Annotated in this window: 24 protein-coding genes; 8 read left to right on the forward strand and 16 right to left on the reverse strand. The window is 28.9% G+C overall.

Going from position 1 to position 20,366, the window contains the following annotated elements; genetic code table 11:
• The first annotated feature begins 278 nt into the window (after positions 1-278).
• Entirely contained in the window at positions 279-1,094 is an 816-nt protein-coding gene (locus HRT41_13645; protein ID NQY25066.1) for a transporter substrate-binding domain-containing protein, read from the forward strand.
• A gap of 93 nt (positions 1,095-1,187) precedes the next feature.
• Here the strand turns inward: HRT41_13645 and HRT41_13650 are convergent, their stop codons facing one another.
• Together HRT41_13650 and HRT41_13655 are read right to left on the reverse strand one after the other, a co-directional pair.
• On the reverse strand, positions 1,188-1,910 hold the full coding sequence (locus tag HRT41_13650) for a sulfite exporter TauE/SafE family protein (protein NQY25067.1): 723 nt from the start codon (positions 1,908-1,910) through the stop codon (positions 1,188-1,190).
• A gap of 301 nt (positions 1,911-2,211) precedes the next feature.
• On the reverse strand, positions 2,212-2,382 hold the full coding sequence (locus HRT41_13655; GenBank protein NQY25068.1) for a rubredoxin: 171 nt from the start codon (positions 2,380-2,382) through the stop codon (positions 2,212-2,214).
• Positions 2,383-2,620: 238 nt separating this feature from the next.
• Here HRT41_13655 and HRT41_13660 point away from each other — a divergent pair, with 238 nt between their 5' ends.
• Positions 2,621-4,870: a glutamine--tRNA ligase/YqeY domain fusion protein gene (locus HRT41_13660; protein NQY25069.1), complete on the forward strand. Its 2,250-nt coding sequence runs from the start codon at positions 2,621-2,623 to the stop codon at positions 4,868-4,870.
• Between the two features lie 76 nt (positions 4,871-4,946).
• Here HRT41_13660 and HRT41_13665 read toward each other — a convergent pair whose 3' ends face one another.
• The 3 genes from HRT41_13665 to HRT41_13675 all read right to left on the reverse strand — a co-directional run bounded on the left by HRT41_13665 (position 4,947) and on the right by HRT41_13675 (position 7,443).
• On the reverse strand, positions 4,947-5,465 hold the full coding sequence (locus HRT41_13665) for a DM13 domain-containing protein (protein ID NQY25070.1): 519 nt from the start codon (positions 5,463-5,465) through the stop codon (positions 4,947-4,949).
• A gap of 77 nt (positions 5,466-5,542) precedes the next feature.
• Positions 5,543-6,019 (reverse strand): ankyrin repeat domain-containing protein, encoded by a 477-nt coding sequence (locus HRT41_13670; GenBank protein NQY25071.1) that lies wholly within the window; start codon positions 6,017-6,019, stop codon positions 5,543-5,545.
• Positions 6,016-7,443: a catalase gene (locus HRT41_13675; GenBank protein ID NQY25072.1), complete on the reverse strand. Its 1,428-nt coding sequence runs from the start codon at positions 7,441-7,443 to the stop codon at positions 6,016-6,018. Before HRT41_13675 ends, HRT41_13670 begins: the two co-directional genes overlap by 4 nt.
• 261 nt (positions 7,444-7,704) lie before the next feature.
• On the opposite strand from HRT41_13675, the gene gdhA reads away from it, so the two are divergent.
• A complete protein-coding gene (gene gdhA / locus HRT41_13680) occupies positions 7,705-9,060 on the forward strand; it encodes an NADP-specific glutamate dehydrogenase (protein NQY25073.1) in 1,356 nt (451 codons plus the stop codon).
• Between the two features lie 77 nt (positions 9,061-9,137).
• Here gdhA and HRT41_13685 read toward each other — a convergent pair whose 3' ends face one another.
• The 6 genes from HRT41_13685 to HRT41_13710 all read right to left on the reverse strand — a co-directional run bounded on the left by HRT41_13685 (position 9,138) and on the right by HRT41_13710 (position 12,697).
• Positions 9,138-9,503, reverse strand: coding sequence for a hypothetical protein (locus HRT41_13685; GenBank protein NQY25074.1), 366 nt, complete (start codon positions 9,501-9,503; stop codon positions 9,138-9,140).
• A 164-nt stretch (positions 9,504-9,667) separates the two neighbouring features.
• Positions 9,668-10,018, reverse strand: a complete 351-nt coding sequence (locus HRT41_13690) for a hypothetical protein (GenBank protein ID NQY25075.1) — start codon at positions 10,016-10,018, stop codon at positions 9,668-9,670.
• A 281-nt stretch (positions 10,019-10,299) separates the two neighbouring features.
• Positions 10,300-10,710, reverse strand: a complete 411-nt coding sequence (locus HRT41_13695) for a hypothetical protein (GenBank protein NQY25076.1) — start codon at positions 10,708-10,710, stop codon at positions 10,300-10,302.
• A 21-nt stretch (positions 10,711-10,731) separates the two neighbouring features.
• Positions 10,732-11,289 (reverse strand): DUF1097 domain-containing protein, encoded by a 558-nt coding sequence (locus HRT41_13700; protein ID NQY25077.1) that lies wholly within the window; start codon positions 11,287-11,289, stop codon positions 10,732-10,734.
• Positions 11,290-11,298: 9 nt separating this feature from the next.
• Positions 11,299-12,396 (reverse strand): alkene reductase, encoded by a 1,098-nt coding sequence (locus tag HRT41_13705; protein NQY25078.1) that lies wholly within the window; start codon positions 12,394-12,396, stop codon positions 11,299-11,301.
• Between the two features lie 4 nt (positions 12,397-12,400).
• Entirely contained in the window at positions 12,401-12,697 is a 297-nt protein-coding gene (locus tag HRT41_13710) for an antibiotic biosynthesis monooxygenase (GenBank protein NQY25079.1), read from the reverse strand.
• A gap of 166 nt (positions 12,698-12,863) precedes the next feature.
• Here HRT41_13710 and HRT41_13715 point away from each other — a divergent pair, with 166 nt between their 5' ends.
• A complete protein-coding gene (locus HRT41_13715; GenBank protein ID NQY25080.1) occupies positions 12,864-13,742 on the forward strand; it encodes an AraC family transcriptional regulator in 879 nt (292 codons plus the stop codon).
• A 160-nt stretch (positions 13,743-13,902) separates the two neighbouring features.
• Positions 13,903-14,805, forward strand: coding sequence for an MBL fold metallo-hydrolase (locus tag HRT41_13720; protein NQY25081.1), 903 nt, complete (start codon positions 13,903-13,905; stop codon positions 14,803-14,805).
• 75 nt (positions 14,806-14,880) lie between these two features.
• Here the strand turns inward: HRT41_13720 and HRT41_13725 are convergent, their stop codons facing one another.
• Positions 14,881-15,480 carry a Crp/Fnr family transcriptional regulator gene (locus tag HRT41_13725; GenBank protein ID NQY25082.1) on the reverse strand — a complete coding sequence of 200 codons (600 nt, stop codon included), beginning with the start codon at positions 15,478-15,480 and terminating at the stop codon, positions 14,881-14,883.
• A gap of 110 nt (positions 15,481-15,590) precedes the next feature.
• On the opposite strand from HRT41_13725, the gene HRT41_13730 reads away from it, so the two are divergent.
• Entirely contained in the window at positions 15,591-16,490 is a 900-nt protein-coding gene (locus tag HRT41_13730; protein NQY25083.1) for a DMT family transporter, read from the forward strand.
• 66 nt (positions 16,491-16,556) lie between these two features.
• Here the strand turns inward: HRT41_13730 and HRT41_13735 are convergent, their stop codons facing one another.
• The 3 genes from HRT41_13735 to HRT41_13745 form a co-directional block, all read right to left on the reverse strand.
• On the reverse strand, positions 16,557-16,904 hold the full coding sequence (locus tag HRT41_13735; protein NQY25084.1) for a hypothetical protein: 348 nt from the start codon (positions 16,902-16,904) through the stop codon (positions 16,557-16,559).
• A 110-nt stretch (positions 16,905-17,014) separates the two neighbouring features.
• Entirely contained in the window at positions 17,015-17,293 is a 279-nt protein-coding gene (locus HRT41_13740; protein ID NQY25085.1) for a hypothetical protein, read from the reverse strand.
• A 15-nt stretch (positions 17,294-17,308) separates the two neighbouring features.
• Entirely contained in the window at positions 17,309-17,491 is a 183-nt protein-coding gene (locus HRT41_13745; protein ID NQY25086.1) for a hypothetical protein, read from the reverse strand.
• 421 nt (positions 17,492-17,912) lie between these two features.
• Here HRT41_13745 and HRT41_13750 point away from each other — a divergent pair, with 421 nt between their 5' ends.
• Positions 17,913-18,680 (forward strand): VCBS repeat-containing protein, encoded by a 768-nt coding sequence (locus HRT41_13750; GenBank protein ID NQY25087.1) that lies wholly within the window; start codon positions 17,913-17,915, stop codon positions 18,678-18,680.
• 198 nt (positions 18,681-18,878) lie between these two features.
• Positions 18,879-19,634 (forward strand): SDR family oxidoreductase, encoded by a 756-nt coding sequence (locus HRT41_13755; protein ID NQY25088.1) that lies wholly within the window; start codon positions 18,879-18,881, stop codon positions 19,632-19,634.
• A gap of 104 nt (positions 19,635-19,738) precedes the next feature.
• On the opposite strand, the gene HRT41_13760 is transcribed toward HRT41_13755, so the two are convergent.
• Positions 19,739-20,269, reverse strand: a complete 531-nt coding sequence (locus tag HRT41_13760; GenBank protein ID NQY25089.1) for a YaeQ family protein — start codon at positions 20,267-20,269, stop codon at positions 19,739-19,741.
• Positions 20,270-20,366: the final 97 nt, after the last annotated feature.

The raw sequence follows: 20,366 nt of genomic DNA on the forward strand, positions 1-20,366 counted from the left end.
TTATTTCTTGAATCCTATAATTATTCCCTTATATGTCATAATATTGTATACAGGCTTATGTTCTTATTTGATTAAATCAATAATAAAATAATGAATAACTAAATTGACAGTACTTTTATTCATAATATACACTAAAGTTAAAACAAAACTGTTCAATATTTATCTTAATAAAATGACTTTTTTACTTATTGTAAATCACTTTTTAATTTTTTACCTACTGTTTTAATATTAAATTAATTATCAAAGTGTATACTTTTTAAAAAATTAAAGGATAAATTATCAAAAAAGTTATATTAATGATTATCTTGTTTCTTGGAACAAGTTTTTTTGCTTCAGATATAGATCTGTGGAAAAGTTCTACATTAAACAAAATTTTACAAAGAGGTGAGTTACGAATTGGTTTAGACCCTGGATATATGCCTTTTGAAATGAAAGACAAAAATGGAAGACTTATTGGTTATGATATCGATATGGCTAAAAAAATGGCAAAAGACATGGGCGTAAAACTTAAAATTGTTCCTACGGATTGGGATGGAATAATTGCAGGTTTATTAACAGATAAATTTGATATCATCATGTCAGGAATGACAATAACACAACAAAGAAATTTAAAAATTAGTTTTTCGAAACCTCATATTATTTTGGGTCAAACCTTACTTTTAAACAAATCTTTAGAAGGAAAAATCTTAAGTGCTAAAGATTTGGATAAAAAAGGTTATAAAATAGTAACTAAACTTGGGGTTACTGGTGAAATTGCTGCTAGAAAATTTTTTAAAAAAGCAGAAATACAAACATTTGAGCGAATAACAGATGCAATAAGTGAAGTATTAAATGGAAAAGCAGATGCGGTTATATATGATAAACCATACAATGGGATTTTTCTAGCCAATAAAGGAAAAGGCCAATTAATACATTTAGATACGCCTCTTACTTATGAACCACTGGGTTGGGCTATAAAAAAAGGGGATGCTGATTTTATGAATTGGCTTAATAATTTCCTAAGACAAATACAAGAAGACAAAGTAGTTGGTTTTTCGGATAAAATTTATAAGAAGTGGTTTATTGAAACGAAATGGTTAAACAGAGTACAATAAAAAAATAGAGCTATCTGCTCTATTTTTAAAAAGTCAAGATACAAGTATTAGTATAAGTTGACAAATTGTTTACTTTTTTCCTATTTATTAAAACTATACAATACTTTTTATTATTAGAACTATAGCCCCAAGTGTTGCCATAGAAAGCACAATTATTTTGCTGTATTTAGGATTAAAATACTTAGAAAATACAGGTGCAAGAAAAAACCCAATAATAAAACCGGGCATCATATAAATTCCTGATAAGAATTGTACGCCTGAAAACTCACCAAAGATATAAAAAAGCAGTAACATCACTATTGAAAATAAGGTATATAAAAATGCCAAGGTAGATTTTAAAGACTCCAACGGATGATTTTGAAATAACAAAGCTAAGATTTGACCTCCCACTGCAGCCATTGAGCCCATAACTCCAGCTATAAAACCTCCAGAATAGTTAATACCCGTGTTTAAACTAAAGGATTTTATTTTAATACTTATAAAAACAGAGATTAAAATAAATATTCCAAAAACAAGTCCTAAGTGCTCAAATTTAATATTTTTTAAAATAAAAATTGAAAGCAAGATTCCAGCTAACATACCCAAAGAAATTTGCAGCATGTTTTTCGTATCTATATGTTTTCTTCCTTTGTAGGACATCATGATAGTTAAAGCCAACGATGCAAAAGCAATGGGCGCAGGAATTAAAGTATAAGAAATCATTGCTAAAAAAGGTACGATTATCATACCAGCCGTTACGCCTGTAGCCATTTGTAGAATTGAGCCAAGAATTAAAATAAAGTTTATAAGTAAATATGTGATAAAAGTAAGTTCCATTATTTCTCCTATGAAATATGAAATGGGGTAATAAATTACGTCAAAAGTATTTGAAAAAAGTGATAAAAGTATCAGTGAGAATTAAGAGGCTAAAGCCAGAGTTTAAGAAGCGTTCTAATAATTTGATTAAATGTAACTATATTCATAATTGCTCCTTAGGGATTAATAAACAAGAGTTTAGAGCGTATTTGCTTTATTTAGTATTAATCTTCATTAAAAAAAATGCTCATTTTTAAGTATACATTAAAATAAAAAAGCTAAAAATGAAGGTTTTTCATTTTTAATAAAAAATTTTCTAAGTTTAGAGTTCTTCTTCTAATTCTTCAAAATCATCTTTGTAAGAGCCACAATCAGGGCATTCCCAATCACTTGGAATGTCTTTAAATGCAGTTCCTGCTTTAATTCCATTGTCAGGATCACCATTTTTCACTTCATATATATAACCACGTACAGTACAAATATAATCTTTCAATGAAAATCCTTCTCTTTTAATTTTAAATTCAATTTATAATAAAGATAGAATAACACTTCTTTTTATAAAAATCAAGCAAAAAATAAACTTATTAAAAAAATTTATAAAAAAGCACTCTTCTTGTATTTAATATCCCAAACACAAGCTATAAGTTAAGTATTTTCTCCGATGATATAAGCTCAAATTTGCTAGAATACCACTCTAAATAAGAGTTTTAAAATCAAAAGGTTTAATTATAATGAGTGAAAGTAAAGATTTTTTACGTGTCAAAGTGGAAGAAGATTTAAAAAAAGGCAAATACAGCGAGATTATTACACGATTTCCTCCTGAGCCTAATGGTTTTCCACATATTGGACATGCTAAGTCTATTTGTATAAATTTTGGAATTGCACGAGATTATCAAGGACATTGTAACCTTAGAATGGATGATACAAACCCCACAAAAGAAGACACAAAATATGTAGATGCATTAAAAGATGCAGTGAAGTGGCTTGGTTTTGACTGGGGAGATAATGTAAAATTTACTTCTGATTATTTTCCCAAAATATATGACTATGCTGTTACTTTAATAAAAATGGGCAAAGCCTATGTTGATAGTATCAATGAAGAAGAAATGCGTGAGTTTAGAGGAACAGTAACAAGTGCTGGAAAAAGAAGTAAATATGCCAAACGTTCAATAGAAGAGAACTTAGAGCTTTTTTCTAAAATGAGAAAAGGCGAGTTTAAAGATGGTTCTCATGTTTTAAGAGCAAAAATTGATATGAGTGCAGCTAATATGAAATTAAGAGATCCTCTTTTATATCGTATCAGACATTCACATCATTTTAGAACAAAAGATGAGTGGTGCATTTACCCTATGTATGATTTTGCACATTGTTTATCTGATTATATTGAAGGGGTAAGCCATTCTATTTGTACGCTTGAATTTGAAAACAATCGTGATATTTACAATTGGGTATTAGATACTCTTGAACTTAAAGCCCCTCGTCCCTTTCAACATGAATTTGCGCGTTTGGGCATTAATTATACGGTTATGAGCAAAAGAAAACTTTTAGAACTAGTAGAAGCAAAAGTAGTTTCAGGATGGGATGACCCAAGACTTCCTACCATTGCTGGATATAAAAGAAGAGGTTATACCAAAGAATCTGTTTTAAATTTTTGTGATCAAATTGGAATAGCTAAAGCCAATTCAATGGTAGATGTTTCCCAACTTGAATTTTGTATAAGAGATGATTTAAATAAAAAAGTTCCACGTGTTATGTGTGTTCTTGATCCTTTAAAAGTAACAATAGAAAACTATGAAGGCATAGAAGAAATTGATGCTTCTTATTATCCACACGATGTTCCTAAAGAAGGATCTCGAAAACTTCCTTTTTCAAGTGAAATCTATATTGAACGTGAAGATTTTATGGAAAATCCTCCAAAAGGATATTTCAGACTTACGAAAGATCAAGCAGTAAGACTTAGACATGGATACATAATCACGTGTAAAGAAGTTATTAAAGATGAAAGTGGAAAAATAATAGAAATAAAAGTCAACTATCATGCTGATTCTAAAAGTGGAAGTGACTCTAGTTCTATAAAAGTAAAAAGTGCGATTCATTGGGTAAGTGCAGCGCAGGCTAAAAAAGTAGAAGTAAGAGTTTATGATCGTTTATTTAAAAATGAAGCCCCCCAAGGGATAGAAGATATCAATGAAAACTCTTTACAAATTATTAAAACGGCTTTAATTGAACCTGCTGTTATAAATGATAAAATAAATACCAGATTTCAGTTTGAAAGACAGGGATATTTTTATGCTGATCCACTTGATTATACAGATGAAAAACCTGTATTTAATAAGATTGTAGGACTAAAAGACTCTTGGACTAAAAAAACAAATACAGATAAACCTACAGAAAAAATAGTAAATAAAAAAGCACAAATAGATGGTGAAATTACAGCTATGAATAAAGAGCAACAAGATTTATTTGATAAGTATACAAACGAACTTAAATTAAATGCAGAAGTAGCTAATATTTTAGCAAGAGATGAAAAACTCTCTTCTTTTTATGAAGAAACACTAAGCTTTCTTTCAAGTCCAATAAGTTTAGCAAATATGGTAGCAAATGAAGTAGCAAGAGAACTAAAAGAAAAAGAGTCAAAAGACCTAAAATTTACAGCAAATCAAATTAGCAAACTTGTAAAAATGTTAGATGATGAACTTATTTCAAGTAAAATAGCAAAACAAGTATTTGAAGAAATGATAAAAGAAGGAGAAGATCCAACAAAAATAGTTGAAGATAAAGGGCTTATACAAATAAGCGATCCTGCTAAAATTTTACCAATAATTGATGAAATAATGACAAACAATGCAGATAATGTTGCAAAGTTTAAAGCAGGAAACAAAAAACTCTTAGGCTTTTTTGTAGGACAAGTTCTTAAAAAAACAGCTGGAAAAGCAAATCCAAAAGTAGTAAATGAACTCGTAGCACAAAAGTTACAATAACAATAAAAAAGGCCAGTTAAAACTGACCTTTTTAAGATTTATACAATCTTTCTCTTTTTACTCTTAAAAAACTAATTTATTCTTTTATACTTGCATAACCAAAAACAACAGAAAAAGCCTTACAATATATCAAAACGGATTCATATTCATTAAGAGAAATACCTTTTAAAGAATAGTTTTGATTTCCTTTATTTCCTTTTAGTTTCTCAATTATTAACATCTTTCCAAGGCCATCTTTTTTTGGATTTTTATTGGAAGATAAAACCACATATAAATCAGGTCCATTTGTAGAATCAAAATTTTCAAAACGTAAATATGAGCTGTCATTATTTGTAAGCAATAATAAATCTCCAGATACATTATGTGAAGAATCCCCATCTACAAAAGAACCCAGTTTTTTATTTTGATTTGCAAGAGATGTTGGAATAACATCTTTTATAATACTGTCTTGCATAGAATTTTTTATCTTTTCATGTTCAGATAAAGAAATAGGCACAGCTTCATTGACTTCAACATTAATAAATAAAGGAGAAAGCAACCACCAAGAAATTACGGATACCAGTATAAAAATACTACTTATAATTATTTTTTTCATAATAAATTATATCAAATTTTCTTTTCATTCTTCTAATAAAGAACAATTGACTATAAAAATAAGCAGCATTTTTTATTTTACTGCTGGGCTTTAACTTTAAAACAAGCAACAAAAGCAGAAAAAACTTCTAAGATTCTCATCATTATAGAAACATTTGTTTTTTTAGATTTTAAGTATTTTACGATATCAATATTTCCAAAAATACTTGCATACATAATAGCTTTTGAATTCACTTCTGCTTTATTCTCTACTAACAGTTTTACTATGTTTAAATAACCTTTAAAACAAACACCTTCTAAGGGTGTTTGCCCTCTTTGATTCTTTTGATTTAATCTTGCTTTATATGAAATTAACATTTTACATGTTTCATAGTTTCCATTATAAGAAGCCAACATCAATAAACTATCCTCTTTATGCGTTGTTAAATTGACACTCATTCCTGCTTTAATCATTTTTTCAAGTTCTTTACTCTCTCCTGTTCTTGCATAATCAAGAGCAATTATTTGTAATTGTTCATATCGTCTTTCTTCTTCTTGGCTTATATCTGTTTTCATGATAAAGCGCCTTTCACCCCATTTGCATACTCTTTTGAAATTTGTGTATACAAGGCCAATTGTTTATCAATAATATATTGTGGCACCCCTTGCATAGAAGCTGCTATATTTGAAAAAAGTTGTTCTTTTTGAGAGGCAGACATTAAATTAAATAAAGCACGTGGTTGTTTAAAATAATCATTATTTTTTGTTTTATCATATCTATCAACCTTGCCTTCAATATCTAAAGCAGGTTCTCTAAACGCTTCATCTTCTTTGGGCCCATCAAAAGTATTGGGTTCATAATTAACCCCTTCAACTTCTTTTATATCCTTATAGTTCATAGCCCCATCCATATGATAGGTATTTACTTCATTTAAGGGTCTGTTAATAGGAAGACTTTCATAATGGGTACCTACTCTGTATCTGTGGGCATCTGGGTAAGAAAAAGCTCTTGCTTGTAACATTTTATCAGGGGAAAGACCAATCCCTCTTACAGTATTAGAAGGGCTAAAAGCAGATTGTTCTACTTCATTAAAATAGTTTTCAGGATTTCTATTAAGCTCTAAAACACCTACTTTTATTAAAGGATAATCTTGATGCGACCAAACTTTTGTTAAATCAAAGGGATTGTCTTCATGTGTACAGGCTTGAGCTTGGGTCATTATTTGTACATGCATATCCCAACGTGGAAAATCTTTATTCAAAATAGCTTCATAAAGGTCTCTTTGGGAACTCTCTCTGTCTTTTCCTACAACTTTTTCGGCTTCTTCATTTGTCATGGTTTCTATGCCTTGTTGTGTTTTAAAATGAAATTTAACCCAAAATCTCTCGTTTTCTTTATTTATAAAACTGTAAGTGTGCGATCCATAACCATTAATATGTCTTAAATCTGTTGGTAAACCACGATCTGAAAAAAGAATAGTAGTTTGATGTAGACTTTCAGGATTTTGTGACCAAAAATCCCACATACCAGTACTCCAACGCATATTTGTTTTGGGGTCTCTTTTTTGAGTATGTATAAAATCAGGAAACTTATAAGGATCGGAGATGAAAAATACAGGCGTATTATTTCCAACTAAATCCCAGTTTCCTTCTTGGGTATAAAACTTAATAGCAAAACCTCTAACATCTCTTTCTGCATCAGCAGCACCTTTTTCCCCAGCAACTGTAGAGAAACGAAGGAAAACAGGTGTTTCTTTTCCAATATAAGAAAATAAATCTGCTTTTGAGAATTTGGTAATATCATGAGTAATGGTTAGTTTTCCATGAGCTGCTGTACCTTTTGCGTGCACTACACGTTCAGGTATTCGCTCTCGGTTTTGATGGGCAAGTTTTTCAATCAAATAATAATCTTGCATTAATACAGGACCTCTCTCCCCTGCACTCAAAGAGTTTTGATTGTCTCCAATAATATTACCAGCAGTAGATGTTAGTTTTTTCATTGCATATCCTTTTATAATTTATTATATTATAGTCCAGAAAATAAGCTAAAAAACTTAACATTTTTTTCTAATAATTATGTATCAAAGTTCTTTAAAAACTTTTAATACATTAAATACACAGGGCTCAAAAGTATATATTATTTTATATATTATAAAATTATATAATATTTAAATTAATTTTTATTCCGAGTTCTTAAATATTTTTTCTTTGTTATACTTAAATATCACGTCTCCTCATACAAATACGAGAAAGGAGAAGAAATGATTGATATTAGAAAAGAGATACAAAAATACAAAAATATCGATAATGCGAAAGGCGATGTCTTTTTCCAAGCGTTGGAAGAAGTACTATTATCCATATCCCCACTTTTTAAAGCCGATGATATTTATGAAAAAAATGCCATTATCAAACGCTTATTAACCCCCGATAGAATCATTAAATTTAAAGTCTCATGGTTGAATGATAAAAATCAAATGCAAGTTAATACAGGATATAGAGTTCAGTTTAACAATGCGCTTGGGCCTTATAAAGGTGGTTTACGTTTTCACCCCAGTGTGAATGAAGGTATATTGAAATTTTTAGCTTTTGAACAAGTTTTTAAAAATGCCCTAACTGGTTTGCCTATTGGTGGAGCTAAAGGGGGAAGTGATTTTGACCCTAAGGGAAAAAGTGATTTTGAGATTATGAAATTTTGTTCTGCTTTTATGACTGAATTGCATAAATATATTGGGCCAAGAATAGATATTCCTGCAGGAGACATAGGTGTGGGAGCAAGAGAAATTGGTTATTTATTTGGAGAATACAAAAAAATCACTTCAGCTTTTGAAGGTGTTTTAACAGGAAAACCCTTTATGTTTGGAGGTTCTCTTATGAGAACAGAAGCTACGGGTTATGGAGTCATTTATTTTACGCAAAAAATGCTTGAAATGGAACATAAAGAAGATTTAAAAGGTAAGATTTGTACAGTAAGTGGCTCAGGAAATGTAGCTTTACATGCTATTGAAAAACTTTTAGAACTGGGAGCAATTCCTGTAAGCTGTAGTGATTCACAAGGAACACTATACGATGAAAGAGGTCTTGATATAAAATTTTTAAAAGAACTCAAACTGGAAAAACGTCTTTCTTTAGAAGAATATACAAAAAAACACGGTGAAGCTAAATATATCCCGGTAGCCAAATATCCAAAAAATGGCCATGCCGTATGGTTTATTAAAGCATATGCCGCATTTCCTTGTGCAACCCAGAATGAATTAACGAAAACAGATGCATTAAAACTTATTGAAAATGGATGTATTTGTGTTAGTGAGGGTGCGAATATGCCTTCTAGTAAAGAAGCCGTAAATATATTCCTTGACAATAAAATCTGTTTTGGTCCAGCAAAAGCTGCTAATGCAGGAGGCGTTGCCGTAAGTGAATTTGAAATGAGTCAAAATGCTTCTATGCAAAAATGGAGTTTTGAAAAAGTAGACAATAAACTAAAAGAAACAATGCAACAAATATGTACAAGAGTTTCTTTAACAGCAAAAGATTATGGTGTTGAAGGAAATTATGTCGATGGTGCAAATATTGCTGGTTTTAAAAAAGTTGCTGATGCTATGATTGCAGAAGGAATATAATATTATTTTAAACCTTTTATATAAAGAGGAGAATATAAAAGGTTTATATATAAGATACTCTTTTTAGCTGCATTATCTTATTTGATATAAAAATAAACCCAGAAAATTAAAGGTATTTGTAGAAAGAGTCGTACAAACAACTCTTGTTCTGTAAAAGAGGTGAAGTCTTCATAATGAAAATACATATTTAGATTGGCTGGAAAAATAGCAATAAAAAGTAGTATTATTCCATAAGCTGCAAATTTTTGTGTTTTATGATAAAGAAACAATTGAGATAAAACTATCATTATAAAACCACTTAAATAAACTAATAAAACAGGATAAGGTAAATAATCAGGCAGCATTTTAATATAAAATTCTGTTTTTATAAAATGTGCCGATCCAGCAAAAAACAAAAACAGTGCCAAAAAATATTTAAAAGCAATATAGAGTATATTTTTCATAATAAAACTCCTTTAGAAGCAGATATAAAATACAAGTTCTTATATAATTATACTACTATTTTGACTTTGTTAGATTTTAAATACTTGAATAAATAAGCTAAAAACAAAACCATTACCTCCAAGTAAAACTAAACCTTTTCTCATACCCTAAGTGAAATAATTCTTCAGAGTACTTCTAGTTTATCACCTTTTACAAGATGAGCATTCGTAGTATAATAAGAGCTGCTGTATTCAATATTTAAAGAAAAATATGCACTTTGATGAAGATGTATTTTTATTGTTTTTTCAATTTTTTTACTTAAATCTTTAGTAAATATTTTATCTCTATGCGATTTTGTTAATAAAGCAATATTGACTAATAGGTGAGAATATTTATATTCTAAACAGGGATAAGCTCTGGATTTACACTCCCCTGCACTGTCATCTTTTTCATTAATAGTTTTTTCAATACTATCAAATAAACTTAGCATATCTAGCTTCAAATTATTAGAATATTTTATTTCTACATGAGGCATAATTATCTCCTTTTTATATTTGTTTTTTAAAGCAAAAACAAAATAATCCCAATTAATGTTTTTGTTTTTTACTCTCTTATGAAATTTTATTCTAAGTCATATAATTAAGAACTTAAATGGAAAAACAAAAATTATTGTTTTTTTAATATTAAATGTTATTTACAAACATCTGCATTGTAAGGATTACTGCTGTAAAAACTCTTTTTGAAAGTGGACTTAAAAAAACAAATGTTTAATAAGTCTACTGTCAAAAGTATATATGTTTTATGTAAATAGATATTCTAAGTAGTTTTTATTTTTGCTTGTATTTCAATCAGTAAATTCTCAGGTGCTTTTATAAAAATCTGTTTAATAGCTAAATCAGGAGCATCACTACTAGAATAGTCTAAATTCATAGTATGAATTCTTTGCATAACTTCTTCATAATTATCACTGAAAAAACAGATATGATTAATGATACTTTTTACACTTGTTTCTTCTTTTATACTCTCATTCATTAAGTCCGTTTTATAAAAAGATGCTTCTTCATTAAAAATGTGAATCACATCTTTTTTATCTGAGTACAACCAATATCCTTCAAAGGGGAAATTGGGCCTAAAGCCTATATTAAGTCCAAGTAAAGAAATTAAAAAATCTTTCATTAGAGAAGGTTTTTTAGCTCTTAATGCTATGTGGTCAAATGTTATCTTCATTTTTCATCCTTTGTATAATAACTACTTAACTTCCCAACGTCTGTGCCAAGTCGCAAGTCCTAATCTATCTAATAAGAGCAGAAAAGATACCGTGCACCAACCAATAAACAAACCAAAGATTATTGGAAATATTAAATCTGTAATTATGTCATCTATCTTAGTATTTGCCATTTTTAAATCTAAAAATGAAAAATTAAATACAGTACCAATATAAACAGCTGGAATGTAAGAAGCCGCAGCTTCCTCTATTCTCATAATAAGTGTAATTACCGTTGAAATAAGAAATACTGAGGAGGGTATTACAAATTGCAGCCAGTTTGTATCTTGAAGAATATGTGACATCCATGGAATATATAAAATTGCCATCTGCGCAAGAATAATTCCAAAAACAAAAGAAGTAAAAGCGCCCATGCCATTTTTTGCAGTACCTCCATGAAGAAAATACAATGCCCAACTTAAAAAAGAAATCCACATTGTCCATCCCATATACATACAAACCCAAGCAGTTATAAAAGTCATTAAACCAACAGAAAGAGCAATGGGGAAGATACTAATTAATTTATAAAATGATTTAATCATACTATTTCCTTATATATAATTTGGATAATCACTAAATCCTATTTCATTTCTTCCACCAAATAAAGTATGGGAATCTTTAATATCTGCCAATGCCCAATTATTTTTAAATCTTTCAAGTAAATCAGGATTTGGAATATAATATCTACCAAATCCTACAATATCAACCAAGTCTTTTTCTATCACTTCTTTTGCTTTTTCAAGGGTATATCCCCCTGTAGCTATAATAGTATTCTTAAATACTTCTCTTAACTCTTTTCTGAATGTTTCAGGAATTTTTGGTGCATCATCCCAATCAGCTTCGCATAAATGTATATATGCAATATTAAGTTCATTTAATTTTTCAGATGCTAACATAAAAGTATCTAACATTTCTGGATCAGCCATGTCTTTAAATTTTATAAAAGGAGAAAGTCTCACTCCTGTTTTATTCGCACCAATTTCATTGATGACTTCTTTTGTTATTTCTAATAAAAATTTAATCCTATTCTCTTTATTCCCCCCATAAGCGTCTTTTCTTTTATTTGAATTACTTCTTAAAAACTGGTCAAGTAAGTAACCATTCGCTGCATGTATTTCAACACCATCAAAACCAGCTTCTATTGCATTTTTTGATGCTTGTCTAAATTCTTCTATAACTTGGAACAAATCGTCCTTCTCCATTTCTCTTGGAGTTTCTACTGGAATCATAGTTGCATCTTTGCTTATTTTGCTATCAAATATATATACCTGCGTATCATTTGCTATTAAGGCAGAAGGTGCAATAGGTTGTAGTCCGTTTACTTGTGAGCTTGATACTCTACCTACATGCCATAATTGTAAAATTATCTTTCCACCTTTCTCATGTACTGCTTTTGTAACTAGTTTCCATCCCTCTATTTGTTCTTTTGAATAAATGCCTGGGGTATCTGCATAACCTTGCCCTTGTAATGATATTTGAGTTGCTTCAGATATTATAAGGCCCGCACTGGCTCTTTGTGCATAATACTTTGCATTTATCTGACTAGGAATACAATAATCTTTGCTTCTTGATCTTGTCATTGGAGCCATTAAAACTCTATTTTTTAGCGTTAAACTTTCCATAGTATAAGTATTAAAAATATTTTTCATAAGACTATCCTTTTATTTTTTTAAATGTATTTATTTGAAGATTTTCTAATTGATTTTCTATTTTTTTGATAAACATTTTAAAATGTTCTTTTGATTCATGCTCTTTTAACATATCCATACCACTCCACGTTTCAACAAAAACAAAACTGTACCTATCTTCTGTATTTTGATGTAAATCGTATTGAAGACAACCGTTATCGTACTTATGTGTATTCTCATGAAGTATTATTAACTCTTTATAGACTTCAGCATAAAATTCCTCTTTAATTTTTAATTTTGCAACAATCACTACTTCTTCCATTTTTCTCCTATCTAAATATTATTTGACAGAAAAGTATATGAAAAAATTTACGTTTAAAAAATAGAAATTCTGCGAATTTTATCCACCATTTGTGCGATTATTTCCAATTACATATCTGGCTTTAATATTTAAGCCAGCAATATTTCCTATCAATGTATAATAATATATGAAAAAATCAATGACTGTAAAATCACACTTTGAACAAATAAATCTTGCGCTGGTATATGTTCAAAATAATTTTAGTTCAAATATAAGCGCAGAAGATTTAGCCAAAGAAAGTGGTTATTCCATTTTTCATTTTCATAGAATCTTTAAAGAACTTACGGGTGAAAATGTCAATAACTATATACGAAATACACGCTTAGAAAAAGCATCTAACCTACTACTGTACAATCAACATAAAACGATTAAAATGATTGCATTGGACTGTGGCTTTTCAACTGCTACTGGTTTTACTCAAGCTTTTAAGAACATGTTTTTAATGACACCAAAAGATTGGAGAAAGGGAGGTTATGAAACAAAAACCTCTAAAAGCGATATTCATATGATAAAAGTAGCTAGCACTATGTTATTACCTAGCCCTAAAATAATCAATAATGAAAGTATTTCTATCTTATATATGAGAGTATATAAATATGAAAACGACATAAGTTCACTGTGGCAAGATATGTATGAATGGTGTGAAGTGATGAATGTTTTTAAGGCACCACATAAATATATAGGACTGTTTCATAATCATCCTTCTTTTCTTCCTTACAATACTATGAGATATTCTGCTTGTATAAGAACAGAAGAAAATACATCCCGTTCTGGAAAAGTGGGAAGATGTAAATTAAGCAGCGGAAAGTTTGCCAAGTTTGAATTTACATGTACACACTCTGAATTGTATAAAATGATGCATTTAGCCTATATAAAATGGTTGCCAGCTTCCCAATATGAAGCAAGAAACTTTCCTGCTTATGTAGAATATAAAAATCCTGAACAGCTGTTAAACAATGGAGTATTAAACGTCGATTTTTATCTACCAATACAAATAGTTCTGTAATAAAAGAAGCTTGAAAGAGAGTGCTTTACGTTTTTATGACATAAGCAGGCACAGTTCAAAAAAATAAATTTAGCAATATTACTCTTTACTTACCTAAAGTAAAGTAAGAAACATTTAAGATTGTATGGAGTATACTTTTTCAAGTTTAAAAGGATAAAAAATGAACTATTTCAAAAAAATTTCTCTTAGTGCTTTGATTATTGTTACAGCAAACTTGCTTCAAGCAAAAGAATCTGAAATTAAAATAACAACAATTAATGTCAACAATGGTGTGTATATGTTAATGGGACAAGGTGGAAACATTGGTCTGTCTGTAGGTGAAGATGGGGTTTTTATGATTGATGACCAATTTGCACCTTTAAGTGCAAAAATCAAAGCAGCCATTTCAAAAATATCGAAGAAACCCTTAAAATTTGTGATTAATACACATTGGCATTTTGATCATACAGGTGGAAATGAAAACTTTGGTAAAGACGGTGCCATCATTGTATCCCATAATAATGTACGTAAAAGAATGTCAAAAGAAGGTTTTATAAAAGCCTTTAATAAAACCATTCCAGCAGCACCCAAAGTAGCTCTTCCTATCATCACGTTTAATGATGAAATAAATTTTTATTTTAATAATGAAGAAATAGAAGTTCTTCATCAAAAAAATGCGCATACCGATGGAGACAGTATTATCTTTTTTAAGTCTTCAAATGTAGTGCATACGGGAGATATTTATTTTAATGGTTTTTATCCTTTTATAGACAGTTCAAGCCAAGGAAGTATGAATGGTATTATTACTTCTGTAAACTATATTTTATCTCGTATTAATGATGAGACAAAAATCATTCCTGGTCATGGAAAACTCTCCAATAAAAAAGAATTGATTTCTTATCGTGATACTTTAATAATATTAAGAGATAGAATGCAAGCACTTATTAAAGAAGGTAAAAGTATTGATGAGATTATTGCAATGAAACCCAATGCTGATTTAGATGAGACTTGGGGAAAAGGTTTTTTAAATCCAGAAACATTTTTAAAAATATTATACGGTGTCATCAAAGACAATATGAAATAGAAGGCTTTTCACTCTTCTATAATATTCTCTACAATAGATTTACATTTAAAATCACTAAAAGAATAAAAGTAAATTTTACTTATTTTCTTTTAGTATTTTTCTAATTCTACTTAAATGAGTAGGTGAAATCCCCAAATACAGTGCGATATGATATTGTGAAAGTCTTGGTAAAATATGAGAAAATTCTTCTACAAAATTTTCATATCTTTGCTGCGCATCTTCTAAAACCAAAGCTTGTGCATTTTTATCTTTCTCTAGAACCCAATGTTTTTCTAAATACAATATATGCAATAGTTTTAAATCTTCTTTTTGATATAAAAGTTCTCTGTATTTTTTATAATTGATATCAACAACAAGAGAATTTTCCAGTGCTTGAACCGAAGATTCTATGTCTGTACCTTTTAATAAAGCGATTATCGGACCAAAAAATCGTCCTTCCCAAAAAAAGTTTTTATTATACTCTTGTGCATCTTCATTGGTTGTACAAGCTCTAAATAAACCAGAATAAATAAAAGTAATACACTCAACGTTATCATATACATCAAAAGCATATTCGTTTTTTTTTATTTGTCTTATCGTACAAATATCCATATATTTATTCCAAGTATCTTCTGAAAGCTCATGATATGAATCTAGGCTTTTTTTAAGTGCATCAAATATTTCTTTAGTATCCAAAATTATTCTTTCTCTTTTTTTATAAGAATAATATAATTTTCTTAAAATCAACCTATGTGTAGAAGAAAAATTTTGATTTATACTATTCTTTAAATAAAAAAAGAGGTTTTATGAATAAAAATTTACAGGCACATTTATACGTCTTATTATCAACATTTTTAGTTGCTGGCTCATTTATTGTTTCACAAAAATTATCGGGACAACTTGACCCCATTTCCATTACACTTTTGCGTTTTGTTATTGCATCCATTTTTTTGGCACCTTTTGTATTTTTTAAAAAAGAGTTTAGAGTAAAAATACTTCCTACCTTTAAAAGAGCCATGATTATTAGCTTTTTTTATGCTTTGTTTTTCATAGGAATGTTTAAAGCTTTAGAATACACAAGTGCAATAAATACTGGAACTATTTTTACTTTATTACCTCTACTTACAGCAGTATTTGCCTTTTTTGTTTTTAAACAAATTATTGAGTTAAAACAATATATTATTTATCTTCTAGGTATTATTGGGACCTTAATAGTTGTTTTTAAAGGGGACATGGATTCGTTTTTATTGTTATCTTTAAATAAAGGAGATATTATCTTTTTATTTTCTATTATTGCAATGTCTTTATACTCAATATGTGCAAAGTATTTTTATAAAGAAGATGATAAATTAATTGTATTGGTTTTTATGACTTTACTTGGTGGAAGTATTTGGATGTTATGTGCTTTATTACTCTTAGATATTCCCTTGTTATGGGGAGAAATAGAAGAAGATTTTTATCTTTATATGATATATTTAAGTATTATTGCTACTTTGATTACTTCATATTTATATCAAAAAGCGCATATAATATTAGGACCTAAAATAGTAATGTCTTATATATATTTAAATCCCGCATCTATTAGTATTTTATTGTTTTTTTTAGAAGGTAAAACAACGAATTTATGGACTTCTTTGGGTATTTTAATTTCAGCACTTGCTACTATTATTTTATTGAATTTATCAAAAGTTAAAATAAAAACATGAGAATCTGTTTTAAAAGAGAAGTATTTACTTCAAAGTTTTATATCTTACAGAGAATAAATAAGCTATTTATTCTCCATTTAAAACAGCTAGAACTGTTGCTCTGCTTGTTTTAAGCACAGATGTTATTTTTGATATATTGAGATCACCCTTGTCGTTATAATACGCTTCATCATCTAACATACTTAAGATTCTATCTTTTTTATCAAGAAGTTCTTGGGATGTAGCTCTGCTCTCAAAAGTCAAATCTTCTTCGCTCATAGTTTTAAGTGCTTCTAAATCTCTTTTAATAGTAGGAATCGTAACTTTTAATTCTTTTGCTAAATCTTTTGGATCTTCAATCCCTCGTAAAATTAAATCTCTTATAGCTATTCTTCTGGTTTTCATTTTACGTCGTCTGTGATAAGAAATTTTCACTGTTTTTATCTCCTATATTTTAGATATACATCTTATTTTTATAAGATATTAGGCATTAAAATAAACAAGAAAGTATTCATTAAAAAATCACTAAGGGTCTAGGGCCTATCTTAATTAAAAGTCTGAATAAATTTTCTTGTTTGCGGGTTTTTAATCTTTTTGACATTAGTATTCGAGAAAATACTTTTTAATTCTTCAAGCGTAAAGATATTTTTTAATGTATCACAAGCAATATCTTTTAATACCTTATATTTAACGATTTCAAAGGAAAGGGGAAAAAGATCATCCTCTTTACTCATTAACACCTTATAAACATCAAAAGCATTCATAGAATAATCAGAACATACCTTATCCAAATGATGTAAATATTCTTTTGAATTAACGTGCATATACTTCCTTTATTTTTAACACTTACCTTTTTTTGCTTGACCAGGAGGACAAAATTTTGTTTTTTCCTGTTTTATTTCTTTTTTTGTTTTAACATCAACTTCTACTCCTGAAACTTCTCCTTTTACCTGAAGAAGCCTACAACCAGAAAAAGATAAAGATAAAAATATCACCATAACTAAGGGAAAAAATGATTTCATGTGCACTCCTATTGATACTAATTAAAAATTATAAATAATTTTACTTTAATTAATATTATCCATAGTAAACTAAAAACTTTATTATTGCTATTTTTATAAACAATGAGTTTTGTTAACCTAGGGTAAACTTAGAGATGAAGTAAGATATTATTTTTTGTTTTTTAAATATCTGCTTATATTTAGCCATGTAAGCAATACTAATCCTATAACAGCAACTGTTTCTAACATTATTGATCCTTTTGTTTTTCTTAGTATAAGATATTTTTATTTAAGAAAAATAAAATTTAAAATCTTTTTCAAACTTTAGAGTATAAAATAAACAAAGACACGAATTTGAACGAAAGGTTATACTAATATCATTAGACGAAAATTCGTCCCATTTAATATTTTATTTGATAGAATAATATTAATAAGGACAAAAATGCAAAAATTTATAATTATTTTATTTTTTACTTTATCTCTAAATGCTAATATTATTTCCAGTGATTTTCCAAGCTCTTTGGTAACGAATAATTTTGCCAAAACTGGTATTTATGAAGCTTGGTATGATGGAGCTACAAGTAGATATGATCATGGCGTATTAGGGGATGAAATTGAGGCTTCTATTTTGAGGTTTAAGATAAAAAATAAAGATGGTATTTATTCTGCTAGCCTTACATTAGATAAATCGCTTGTATTTGAAGACATAAACCCCAGACTTAAGGATATAAATAATGACGGGAATTTGGAGATTATTGTTATTCAAAGTCATCAAAATTTAGGTGCTAGAATTGTTGTTTATAAATTAAATCACGAAAATAAACTCGAAGAATTTGTTAGTACACCTTTTATAGGCAAACGATATAGGTGGCTTGCGATTAGTGCTATTGCAGATATAAATAAAGATGGTTTTATGGATATTGTTTATATTGATAGACCACATTTAGCCAATATATTAAGAGTTTGGACCTATAAAAACAATGATTTTTATGAATTGGCAAGTATAAGAGGCTTAAGTAATCATCGTATTGGAAATAATTTTATTTCAGGTGGTATAAAAAGTTGTAAGGGTGAAATAGAAATAATTACAGCCAATGGTGATTGGAGTCATATTATGAGCACAAAGTTTATTGAAAAAAAACTTCAAAGTGTAAAAGTAGCACCATTCAAGAATACAGATGATTTTAATACAATATTGTCTTGTAAATAATATATAAATCAACCTTTTAATAAAGGGGCTTATCTCCTTTATTTTGTATCTTGCCCTTAAATAACATATACTTACAATAACAAAAGCATAGCTTTTAGGTGTAATTTTTCTTTATAAGCATTGAATAAGAACTAGATTCTTTTATTTGAAATTGGCTATTATCCAAGTGCTTTAAAAATATTTTACAGGATATTATAAATGACTTTTAAAAATAAAAAAATACTAATTACAGGTGCAAGTCCAGATTTTGGTCAAACACTAGCAATCTTATTCGCTAAATTAGGAGCTGAGTTATTTTTATCAGCTAGAAGCATTGAAAAAGCAAATGATACTGCTAAACAAATTATAAAGCTTGTACCAAGTGCCAAAATACACACTTTTAAAGCAAATGTATCAAAACCTAAGGATATAGTAAACTTTGCTTTAGAAGTTACAAAGATTACTTCTAAAATAGATATTCTCATTAATAATGCATCTTTTTGGTTAGAAGGAAAGATAGAGGATGTAAGTGATGAAGATATTATGGAAACAATTAACTCAACCGCAAGTGGTAGTATTTTAATTACAAAACATTTTTTACCCTTAATAAAAGAGTCTTCATGTCCTGATATTGTTTTTATTAATAGCCTTGCAAGTTTGGAAAATTTTTTCTCTGTAAATGCAAATGAAGCTTTTTGCGCAGCAAAAGCAGCTCAATCTACCTTTGCAGACAGACTAAGACAAAGGCTAAAAGGTTCTGGTATTCGAATAATCTCTATTTATCCACCAAATTTTGATAATACCTCTCCTCTTAATGAAGAAGAATGGAAAGAAAAAAGAAATCATACAGATCTTCGTTATTTAAGCGCAAGAAATATATTTGAGTGCCTAGAATTTGCTTTATTACAAGATAGAATATGTTCTCTTGATAAAATAATATTAAGCAATAACAATACTTCATCTACAAATACTTAAAAATAGCCTTCTCAAAGTTTAATTCCAAGATAAACTTAACGCTCTGCATTAATTATTTACGCAGAAGCTTTGATAATAAAATTCATTCGCTTTTTTATAATTTATTATTTATAAATATCTTGGGCGATTATTACACTCTTATCATCATCAATAAGAGTAAGTTCATTATCCAGTATATTACACTGTATATTCATAGAACGACTGTTTAGTGACTCTATATCCCCATCAATATTCAGATATATTATTTGAAGATTTTTAAAACGAATAAGAGAATTTTCTATTTGTTTAAACCAAGGCAGGCTTAGACTTTCTTTAAATGTATACACTATTACTTTCTCAGATCGTCCACATGCTTTTTTTATACGCTTAAGATCTGGTTGTCCCACATCTATCCACATCTTAATATCCCCACCCAATGATTTTTCCCATAAATCAGGCTCATCATCTTCCGATATTCCTTTACAAAACATCAGTTCCTCATTTGCATTTAATACAAAAGCAATCAGTCTAATCATTAGTCGTAAATTATTTTCTGACGGATGCTGTGCCAGTGTTAAATTATGTTCGCAATAATAGTGTTGATCCATGTTTGCAATATTTAGTAAAGCTTTGTGAATAATCGCATTAGCGGCCATTAATATCCTTTTTCTTATAGGTGTTTTTGTGATTATAGCTAAATATAGCTACAAAAATTTATCAAATTTTCACCCTATAAAGCTTCCCTTCACATTT

It is taken from the genome of Campylobacteraceae bacterium (genome assembly GCA_013215945.1).
In the GTDB taxonomy this organism is placed as follows: domain Bacteria; phylum Campylobacterota; class Campylobacteria; order Campylobacterales; family Arcobacteraceae; genus NORP36.

What these genes read in the sequence shown, in the direction of transcription:
- HRT41_13650 (NQY25067.1), bottom strand. Translation starts at nt 1,910, where the DNA reads ATGGAACTTACTTTTATCACATATTTACTTATAAACTTTATTTTAATT.
- HRT41_13660 (NQY25069.1), top strand. Translation starts at nt 2,621, where the DNA reads ATGAGTGAAAGTAAAGATTTTTTACGTGTCAAAGTGGAAGAAGATTTA.
- HRT41_13665 (NQY25070.1), bottom strand. Translation starts at nt 5,465, where the DNA reads ATGAAAAAAATAATTATAAGTAGTATTTTTATACTGGTATCCGTAATT.
- HRT41_13670 (NQY25071.1), bottom strand. Translation starts at nt 6,019, where the DNA reads ATGAAAACAGATATAAGCCAAGAAGAAGAAAGACGATATGAACAATTA.
- HRT41_13675 (NQY25072.1), bottom strand. Translation starts at nt 7,443, where the DNA reads ATGAAAAAACTAACATCTACTGCTGGTAATATTATTGGAGACAATCAA.
- gdhA (NQY25073.1), top strand. Translation starts at nt 7,705, where the DNA reads ATGATTGATATTAGAAAAGAGATACAAAAATACAAAAATATCGATAAT.
- HRT41_13685 (NQY25074.1), bottom strand. Translation starts at nt 9,503, where the DNA reads ATGAAAAATATACTCTATATTGCTTTTAAATATTTTTTGGCACTGTTT.
- HRT41_13690 (NQY25075.1), bottom strand. Translation starts at nt 10,018, where the DNA reads ATGCCTCATGTAGAAATAAAATATTCTAATAATTTGAAGCTAGATATG.
- HRT41_13695 (NQY25076.1), bottom strand. Translation starts at nt 10,710, where the DNA reads ATGAAGATAACATTTGACCACATAGCATTAAGAGCTAAAAAACCTTCT.
- HRT41_13700 (NQY25077.1), bottom strand. Translation starts at nt 11,289, where the DNA reads ATGATTAAATCATTTTATAAATTAATTAGTATCTTCCCCATTGCTCTT.
- HRT41_13705 (NQY25078.1), bottom strand. Translation starts at nt 12,396, where the DNA reads ATGAAAAATATTTTTAATACTTATACTATGGAAAGTTTAACGCTAAAA.
- HRT41_13710 (NQY25079.1), bottom strand. Translation starts at nt 12,697, where the DNA reads ATGGAAGAAGTAGTGATTGTTGCAAAATTAAAAATTAAAGAGGAATTT.
- HRT41_13715 (NQY25080.1), top strand. Translation starts at nt 12,864, where the DNA reads ATGAAAAAATCAATGACTGTAAAATCACACTTTGAACAAATAAATCTT.
- HRT41_13720 (NQY25081.1), top strand. Translation starts at nt 13,903, where the DNA reads ATGAACTATTTCAAAAAAATTTCTCTTAGTGCTTTGATTATTGTTACA.
- HRT41_13730 (NQY25083.1), top strand. Translation starts at nt 15,591, where the DNA reads ATGAATAAAAATTTACAGGCACATTTATACGTCTTATTATCAACATTT.
- HRT41_13740 (NQY25085.1), bottom strand. Translation starts at nt 17,293, where the DNA reads ATGCACGTTAATTCAAAAGAATATTTACATCATTTGGATAAGGTATGT.
- HRT41_13745 (NQY25086.1), bottom strand. Translation starts at nt 17,491, where the DNA reads ATGAAATCATTTTTTCCCTTAGTTATGGTGATATTTTTATCTTTATCT.
- HRT41_13750 (NQY25087.1), top strand. Translation starts at nt 17,913, where the DNA reads ATGCAAAAATTTATAATTATTTTATTTTTTACTTTATCTCTAAATGCT.
- HRT41_13755 (NQY25088.1), top strand. Translation starts at nt 18,879, where the DNA reads ATGACTTTTAAAAATAAAAAAATACTAATTACAGGTGCAAGTCCAGAT.
- HRT41_13760 (NQY25089.1), bottom strand. Translation starts at nt 20,269, where the DNA reads ATGGCCGCTAATGCGATTATTCACAAAGCTTTACTAAATATTGCAAAC.